6 protein-coding genes are annotated in these 7,719 nt (G+C 36.8%); 5 read left to right on the forward strand and 1 reads right to left on the reverse strand.

Translation table 11 applies throughout. The annotated features are described in order from the left end of the window. Positions 1–64 precede the first annotated feature (64 nt). Positions 65–3,061, forward strand: a complete 2,997-nt coding sequence (locus U9Q18_04385) for an Ig-like domain-containing protein (protein ID MEA3313595.1) — start codon at positions 65–67, stop codon at positions 3,059–3,061. 22 nt (positions 3,062–3,083) lie between these two features. Here the strand turns inward: U9Q18_04385 and U9Q18_04390 are convergent, their stop codons facing one another. After that, on the reverse strand, positions 3,084–3,962 hold the full coding sequence (locus U9Q18_04390) for a DMT family transporter (protein MEA3313596.1): 879 nt from the start codon (positions 3,960–3,962) through the stop codon (positions 3,084–3,086). 316 nt (positions 3,963–4,278) lie between these two features. On the opposite strand from U9Q18_04390, the gene U9Q18_04395 reads away from it, so the two are divergent. From U9Q18_04395 to U9Q18_04410, 4 genes are all read left to right on the forward strand, one after another. Beyond that, complete coding sequence (locus U9Q18_04395; protein MEA3313597.1) at positions 4,279–5,481, forward strand: cation:proton antiporter; 1,203 nt, start codon at positions 4,279–4,281, stop codon at positions 5,479–5,481. 74 nt (positions 5,482–5,555) lie between these two features. Continuing rightward, a complete protein-coding gene (locus U9Q18_04400; GenBank protein ID MEA3313598.1) occupies positions 5,556–6,332 on the forward strand; it encodes a lipocalin-like domain-containing protein in 777 nt (258 codons plus the stop codon). After that, positions 6,320–6,457 carry a hypothetical protein gene (locus U9Q18_04405; protein MEA3313599.1) on the forward strand — a complete coding sequence of 46 codons (138 nt, stop codon included), beginning with the start codon at positions 6,320–6,322 and terminating at the stop codon, positions 6,455–6,457. The genes U9Q18_04400 and U9Q18_04405 overlap by 13 nt, the downstream gene beginning before the upstream one ends. A 388-nt stretch (positions 6,458–6,845) precedes the next feature. Continuing rightward, on the forward strand, positions 6,846–7,682 hold the full coding sequence (locus U9Q18_04410) for a DegV family protein (GenBank protein ID MEA3313600.1): 837 nt from the start codon (positions 6,846–6,848) through the stop codon (positions 7,680–7,682). The last annotated feature ends 37 nt before the right edge of the window (positions 7,683–7,719 follow it).

Below are 7,719 nucleotides of genomic sequence, written 5' to 3' on the forward strand. Positions count from 1 at the left end.
CCGGACGGTTTCTATGAACCAATGACAGAAACAAACTTACTCACTTTCCCTCATATCTTCAACCATACATACGAAGTATAATCAAAGATATGTTTCCTCACAACCTGGAGTAGTATATACGATGACATATAGTTCATGGTTTAAGGAATACAAATGGCCCGAGTCTAAGGATATAAGGATAAAAGTATGTGCCGATGGTTATAACAAGGTAAAAGAATCTAATGAACAAAACAACTACCTTGAAAAGACGTGTAAGTACCCAGCGGATACTACTCCACCGAAGGTAACAATTACTTACTCACCTTCAAAGATCACCACTGCCGATAAAGTAACCTTTACCGCTGATGCAACAGATAATACCAGTGTTGCCAGAATATTAATCTTCATAAATAACAAGCAGGTTAAGGAATGCACTCCCGGAATCGAAAAAACAGATACTGAGGGGAGAAAATACTGGGAATGCAAGTATACTGGAGGACCCTATGATAGAGGTGCCTTAAGCTATCGGGCAGAGGCTATTGACGACTATAAGAATAAAGGGATTTCTGAAGAGAAAACAATTGATGTAACTATTTCAATACAACAACCGCCAATAACTCTGACTATGTGTTTTATTTCTGGTAAGATCTATGACTTCCCCTACGATTCAGATACGCTAAAAATTAAAATCTGTGAGTCTAAGGAGATTTGTGATATTAATCCTATTACTAATAGACCCTATCCTGTTGACCCTGTCACTGGTATATGTCCTCACACGCATTTAGCTTGTGATCCAGATGGCACTTTTTCGTATGTTGATGTTTCACGGGTTGGGAATGACTACTGGTATCAAGCAAGAGTTTCTTGTACCGGCACTTATATAATAATGCCAGTTTACCAATCTTATGAATACGAATGTGAGTGGAAGGGGAGCTGGGATCCAGACAAATACATTTTAGAAATGGATGGCACCGGCCACAGTAGATGCGATTTTACCTTTGAGCCCTTAGACTTAAATGTTCCCAATTTAAACATAGAGTTCAGCAATGATGAACCTGAGACGAACGAAGATGTCGAAATAAGAATTCTCGCAGAGGACGACAAAGGTATAAGGAGCGCATTTGTAAAAATAGATAGAGCCTATCACGATGGCTCATCCATAGCTGGGGATTGGAGGGAAGTAGGCATCACCACACAAAGTTTTGACGCTGCGAGTGGGCTTTACAAAGCAGCTGCAATAGAATTATTTTCGGAAGATGGAGTCAAAACTATAGTTGTCAATGCAATGGTTTGTGATAAAGGAGGAAATAGAAACCTTGCAAGACCACGAATACTTTCGTTTGGATGCCTCCCTATAACTTTTACTTTTTATTCTGGAGGTAGGATGATGAAAAGTAGTATACCAATTTTTGGCTTCCCAGATGAGGATGAGGATGGAATCAACGACTGCTGGGAGAATGCGGCAATGGTGGAACTCAACCCCTGGATTGAATTAGACGAGGAAGATAACCTGTTTGAACATGACCGCGATCCGGGATTGAGGAGCCTTTCAGACAGACCATATGTTACCCTGGAGGAACTGGAGGATGTGCTCCCTGGACATAAAGTGGTCAACTTCGCCAGGATTACTCCCTATACAAACAGTCGTGGTCAGAGATTTATCCTGTTCTACTACATTGTGAGCTGGAGCAAAGACTATGGCAGGTACTTGGAGATTAAGCTGTTTGAAGCACACAATGGGGATACAGAACAACTCATAATGGCCTGGAAGATAGTAGAAAATCTAGAAGAGGGTAGAGCGCCAGATACCATTCAACTAGAATGCATATACATTCAAGCTCACGGCGGCTGTAACAAGCGAGATGACCTTTGGGAGCCAATAGGAGTATCGTGTAACGAGGCTGGAATTTGTGATTTTAATAGCGAAAAGGTTGGAACGGAAGAGACCTGCTCAGAACTCGAATTCCGTGATAACAGGCTATATCTTTATGCGTCAGAAGATAAGCATTGTTTATACCCCACATGTCAGGCTTGTGAGGCTGTGACTATAGTTTTACCCGATACTTTGGGGTGGGATTGGGATAATATTTTGGGTAGTCTTGTCAACCTTATAGGTGGTATTCTGCAGTGGATAGGAAAGGCTATATTGTGGGTCTGGGATACCTTCGTAGACATGCTTACCTTCTGGAAGGATGACCACCTTAATGGGACCCAGGTAGCAGCATGGGACTATGCGACATTGAGGGATACACCTGGAGCCACTCCTCCCTCAAGCCCTGAAGGGGGAATACCTTCGTTAAGAATTGAAGGGGATTTGACATTTCAAGGAAGCGATTATCATTATCGGATAGAGTATCATATAGAAAAAGACTTTACAAACGAAGAACTTCCACACGTTCGAATAGTTGTAGACAATCTTTACTGCATAGATGAGACCAATCCTGAAAAGATATGGTTCTTTGGCTGGCATAACTGGGTTCATGATGAACCCTACGTGATAATCACCGGATTCTCGGTATACCCTGAAGGCGTTACCACCTGGTCCGTTGGAGAACCACGTTTTGATCAGGTTGATGATAACGAGATAAGAGAGATTAATCTTGTCGTGTTTGATGGCGAGATCAACCCATATTATATTATAGGCTTTACTGCCGCCCTTTATGAGGATGATGGTTTCGAGACAGGTAGAGAAGATAGAAGAAACATGGGAAATAGGACTGCAGAAGAGCTAGGCAGAAAGCTTAGGGGTGAAGAAGAAGTCGGGGGAGAATGCGGAGAGCATTTACTTCGGCGCATATTTAATATAGAAGTTGGTGAAGATTGCAGTGGTGGAGGAGTATATAGGTTCCCGGTTGTCAATGTGGGTGAACCACCAGAAGGCCATCTTTTGATTAATGACTTAACAAATTATGGATTCCCTGGAGAGAAAGTTAGCGGTATATGGTGCGGTGATAAGTATGGATTCCGCGGTGGATTAGGGTCTGATGGCTGCTCAACTTCTATTCTCGACTGGATACAAGATATAAGTATAGAAGAAGGCCATAAACATTTCGAAAAATTATACGAAAGGTTGAGACATTAAAGTAAAAATCAATTTCTGAATGCTACATTTTACCAAATATGGCAATGAAAAATATGCCTATAAAGATAAGTATTGATGCCGTTAATCTTACTTTTCCATATTTTTCTTTAAGAAGGAAAGTGCCAAGGAGGACACTAAACACAATTCCAGCTTGCCTTACTGAAACGATGTAACTTACAGGAAAAATCCGCATAACAAAAATAATAAGAGCATAGGACAATATAATCATTATGCTCACTAAAATTATTCCGGTTTTGTTATTTTTCAACTCTGATTTTATCATAGATCTTTTTTCGGTTAATAAAATAATTGGAGAAAGTATAATAAAAGAGACTATCACAAAGAAATAAACATAGAGAATTGGATTTACATATTTAGCACCAACTTTATCAATAAGAGAATACATAGATACGGTAAAAAGAGTGAGAAAGGCAAAACTAATACCTTTATTTTCCCTATCATAAAAAGGCCTAAAAAATTTTCTCAAGTTAAAGCTGTTAAGAGAGGTGGCATACACGCCAATAAGAACAATAATAATGCCCACTACTCCAAGTAATTTCAGCCTTTCATTAAGAAACAGAAAAGCAAGTATTGGCACTAAAGCCGGAGCTGATCGTGCAATCGGATACACAAGAGATAAATCTTCGTACGTATAAGCTTTTGAAAGAAAATACCAGTAAAATGCATGAACAATACCACTTGCAAAAATAGCATACCAGCCATAAAGAGAAATAGAGGTTTTATACAGAAAAAAAACAGCAAAAGGTAAATAGATCAACGTCTGCAATATCATCACGAGCCAAAAAAAAGTGAGTTTATCCCCACTTTTTTTAGCAAGGAAATTCCACGTTGCGTGAATAAATGAAGATATTAGAACAATTAATACTGCAACTGCACTCATTTCATCAACTCTGTAGAGAACAAATTGTTTGTCTTCTTAAAACCCATATTGAGCCCACCTTTCAAAGCACAAAATAGTATACCACACTTAGTTATTTGTCAAAAACTTCACTGCAACAAATATCACATCAATCTTCATTAAATAACATTTTCAAATATCCAACACAAACAAATTCCCTATTGGCTCGACAGGTAGAAAATAATTATCAAAAAATTTTCAAAAATTGTTATGTTTCTAATTTAATTGTATCGGCACTTTACATCAAAAAAATCTTTACTATAATAAAACCGTTATAAGAACAAGAAAAGAGGCAAGTGTGAATGTTATATTAAACTTTGGACTAATAATTTTAATCGGCATTGTTGCTGCAAAGCTTTTAGCAATGCTCAAAATTCCAAGAGTTCTGGCGTATGTATTAGTAGGAACACTGCTTGGAGGATCAGTCTCAGGTTTTATACACCCGGGGCTAAAAAACATCGAAAGCTACATCACCATAATATCCCTTTCTTTTATTGCGTTTCTCATCGGAGATATGTTTAAGTGGACAACCATCAAAAAAATAGGGACAAAAGCAATATGGATAGCCATAATCCAATCCCTCATTACCACAATAATTGTTGCTGCCGGAATCATTTGTCTATCAAAAACTCACCTCATAAATATTCAGCATCTAATACCAACCGCACTCTTGCTCGGTGCATGCGCTGCTGCAACAGCGCCAGCAGCAACATTTATGATAATAAGAGAATACAAAGCAAAAGGCATTTTAACAAACTATATCCTTATGGCTGTTTCATTTGATGATGCAATAGGAATACTTCTATTTGATATCGCCATAGTTATTGCAGGAGTTCTTCTAAGAAATGAACAATTAAACCCCATACTTGCCATATTTATTCCTACAAAAGCTATCTTTCTTTCAATGCTTATAGGATTCTTAATGGGAATTGTAATGTCAAAGATAGAAAAATTCTTTAAAGGAAAGGAACAAAAGATGATACTTGCATTCTCATTCATATTCATCACCACAGGATTATCACAGCAATTTAATATCTCCCCCCTTCTTAGCAGTATGATGTTAGGTGCTACCTTTGTAAATTTCGGGGGAAACATAGAAAAAACATTCAGTTCGATAGAAGCGTGGAGTGCTCCACTTCTTGTAATTTTTTTCATCCTCTCAGGTTCAAACCTGGACATAACCCTTCTGCCAAAAGTGGGAGTAATTGGAGCACTTTACGTAATACTTCGAACTACAGGAAAAATATTTGGCGGAACCTTTGGTGCATTCGTTACAAAAGCACCCAAGCAAGTACAAAAATACTTAGGAGTTGCTATGCTTCCGCAAGCAGGTGTTGCAATAGGCTTCGCTATATTCATAAGCAATCTTTTTCCAGAACTTTCATCCATACCAACCATTGTCCTTGCAGCAGTAATAATTTTTGAAATAATTGGCCCACTTGCAACAAAATTTGCAGTATTTAGAGCAGGTGAAGTACCAATAAAAGAGGAAAGATTATAAAAAATCCACTTAAAAAAATCCATCTTGCCCTGTTCAACAGTTTAGCAGGTAGAGGTAACTACACAGAAAGAGCCATAACAGACCTAGATTTTCTTCCGCACAGAGGGGTTTCCACCGAATGGTGGTATTTCACAGGATTTCTCAATCAAAAATTTGGTTTTGAGCTTACATTCTTTAAGATAGAATTTCCTCCAAATGTGGGGATACTTAAACTATTCCCTATACAAATTGTATCACATTTTGCAATGACAGATATAGAAAATAAAAAATTTTTGTTTAGAGAAAGGTTAAGCCCAGTATTTCATATTGGCACAGATAAAATACTTGAAATAAGAAATATGAATACCAATTTGCTTTCCAATGCCCAATCATACAACCTACAAGCAGATTTTAAAGAGTATTCGATGTTTCTTACACTCTCTCCCTCAAAAACGATAGTCCCTCACGGAGATAATGGAATCACTCAGATGGGTAATGCGGGTAATTCCTATTACCACTCAATTACTTCTCTAAAAGCAAAGGGAACTTTAAAAAGAAAAGATGAGATACTAAATGTAAAAGGTTCTGTCTGGCAAGATCATCAGTGGGGAAACTTCAAAATTCATCCGCATTGGGATTGGTTTAGCTTGAGGTTCAATAATAATGTCGACATAATGGCATTTAATCTAAGAGACAACAAAGGAAATGTGATAAACCAACTCATAACAATAATACTCGAAGATGGAACAATTTTAAGAGACAATACATTCAATTTACAAATTTTGGATAAGGATTTCTATACTGGCAAAAACAGTATCCAGAACATTGGAAACTTGGTTCAAAATATGGAGAATTTTTTATTCACTCGGTAATGGAGGGACAGATAATACATTCTTTTTTCACACCGGACTATCTTGAAGCACTTTCCAGTGTAAACGGCACACTATTTAAAAAGAAAGTAAAGGGGTATGCTTACGTAGAAATTACAGGTTACTAACAATAAGAGAATCTCGATCAAAAACAATTTCATCAGTTTCTATCACGCACACAAGCAAGTTTTGGGGATAAAGTATCCTAAAGTATTAAAGAACTGGAATCTTCAACAGATCTCTTTATGCCGCCTTCTACCTCTAAAGTAAAACCAAATTTATCTGCAACAATTTCTATCTTGTTATAACTTTCAGGAAAATCAAACGATATAAAAATCTTACTGCATAACCACTCAGTGCGTTGAGTTCTGTTAAAAGAATCAGAAAATTCATGTACTTAAGTATTTTATATAACTACAAAAGAAATTCATATTCAATTATTACAAGCAGATTTAGTATTTTAAAAATCGGCCAAAATATTATAATAAAAACAGAAATCTTAATGGAGGGTAAAAAATGATTAAAATTGTAACAGATTCAACAGCATATTTAGATAAAAGTTTCATAAAAGAAAATGATATAAAAATTGTCCCGCTTAAAGTATCTTTTGGAGAAAACCATTTCAGTGAAGGAGTGGATATTACGACAAATGAATTTTATAAACGACTCACAGAAAGTGAGTTACTACCGAAAACATCTCAACCCTCAGCACAGGATTTTATCAATGTATATAAGCCAATTTTAGAAAAAGGTAACGACATTATTTCTATACATATTTCCGGAAAATTAAGCGGTACTGTAAACGCAGCAACAGTTGCAAAAAAAACACTAAACACAGAAAAAATTTGTATAGTAGACTCTTTATCCACTGCACTTATTATTCGATTCTTGATAGAAAAAGCTCTTAATTCAATAAAAAATGTAGAAAATTTTGAATATATATGCTCCTCTATAAAAGCTCAAGTTAAGAAAATGCTATCCAGATTTATACTGGATGATTTAGATTATATGGTAAAAGGAGGAAGGCTGAATAAGGCAGAAGCCCTGGCAGGGTCCATTCTTCACATCAGACCGATTGTCTCCTTTACAAATGGAAAAACAAAGGTTGAAGGCATCTCAAGATCGTGGAAAAAAGCTAAAGCAAAACTATTGTATTACGCCGAAAAAATAAATAACAATACCGGCATAAATAAGATTGGAGTTCACTGCGGAGCAAATTTAGAGGAAGGTAAAAAGTTTAAGCAAGAAATTGAAAAAATTTTAAAAATACCCACAGCACTACTACAAGTAGGAAGCGTCCTTGGAACGTACGGAGGACCAAAATGGCTAGGATTAGGGATAGAGACAAAATAATTTCCCCATTCCTATATAATAATGGCAAAAAGAAAAC

Source organism: Caldisericota bacterium (assembly GCA_034717215.1).
Classification (GTDB): domain Bacteria; phylum Caldisericota; class Caldisericia; order Caldisericales; family Caldisericaceae; genus UBA646.